We start from the raw sequence: 1,135 nt of genomic DNA, 5'->3' as shown, positions 1-1,135 counted from the left end.
GCCGGCGGCGGACGGCTGCCCCAGACCCCTGTCCTGGCCGCCTGCACTGCCCTGGTCTTCCTGGCGGTCATCGTTCTGACCCGGTGGAAACTGCAGCTGCCGGCCCTGGCTGTGGTCCTGACAGGAGGGCAGTGGCTGCTGCACACACTGCTGTCGGCCCTCTCCTACGCAGCCGCGGATACAGCCGTCGCCTCCACGGCCGGGGCCCACCAGCACGCGTCCGTGGGCGCAGGCGCTCAGCTGTCCGCGGCGCGGGACGTGCAGCTGAGCGCCGTACGGGACCTCGAGCCGGCAATGCTCACCGCGCACCTCGCCGCAACACTGGCGACCGCTGTTCTGCTGGCCAAGGGCGAAGCCGCCCTCTGGGCGCTGGCCGCCTGGCTCCGCCCGGTACTCTTCCCCTCCCCCGTCACCTTCGTTCACCTCCCGGCCCAGCCGCTGCCCGCCCCCCGGCAGGCCCCGGTACCGCGCCCGCGCATGCTTCGCGCGCATCCCCGGCGCGGCCCGCCCGCCATCGCGTGAAGCCCGTTGTGCGGCCACCGGCTGCCACACAATAACCTGCAGTCCCGTTCACCGGAGCGCCTGCGCTACATTTTTTCGAAGGAAACCACGATGAAACCACGATCCACGTTCAGGTCCCGGCTCCGGCTGACAGCCGTCGCAGCGCTGCTGCTGCCGGCGGCCCTGACAGCATCCCCGGCCCTGGCCCACGACGCCCTGTCCTCGACCACTCCGGCCCGCGACAGTGTTGTTACAACCGCACCGGAAACGGTATCGCTGACCCTCACCCAGCCGCCCACCGATTCGGCGTCCCTGAACCTGAGCATCATCACCGTCACAGACGGCGCCGGAGCCACCGTCAGCGACGGCACCGTAAGTGTCGAAGGGCCGACGCTGTCCACCAAGACTGCCGCGGGAAGCCCCGGCACCTACACCGTGCTGTGGCGGGCCGTGTCCTCCGACGGGCATCCCATCGAAGGCAACTACACCTTCACCGTCCAGGCGCCTGCGGCTACACCTGCACCCGCAGTCTCCCCCACTGCGTCGGTGCAGGCAACGACACCCTCAGCAGCCCCGCAGGCGACAGACAGCGCGGTTCCGCCCGCACCACGGCCCAACAATGACAACGCACCGC

2 protein-coding genes are annotated in these 1,135 nt (G+C 70.4%); both read left to right on the top strand.

All coding sequences use genetic code 11. The annotated features are described in order from the left end of the window. A partial coding sequence (locus M8J71_RS22945; RefSeq protein WP_256250174.1) for a hypothetical protein occupies positions 1 to 522 on the top strand: 522 nt, incomplete at its 5' end. Between the two features lie 90 nt (positions 523 to 612). After that, the coding region (locus M8J71_RS22940; RefSeq protein WP_256250172.1) for a copper resistance CopC family protein at positions 613 to 1,135 on the top strand (523 nt) is incomplete at its 3' end.

The sequence above is a fragment of the Pseudarthrobacter sp. R1 genome, assembly GCF_024494415.1.
In the GTDB taxonomy this organism is placed as follows: domain Bacteria; phylum Actinomycetota; class Actinomycetes; order Actinomycetales; family Micrococcaceae; genus Arthrobacter.
Note: the sequence above shows the minus strand (reverse complement) of the source record. Positions and strands in the feature narration are given on the sequence as shown.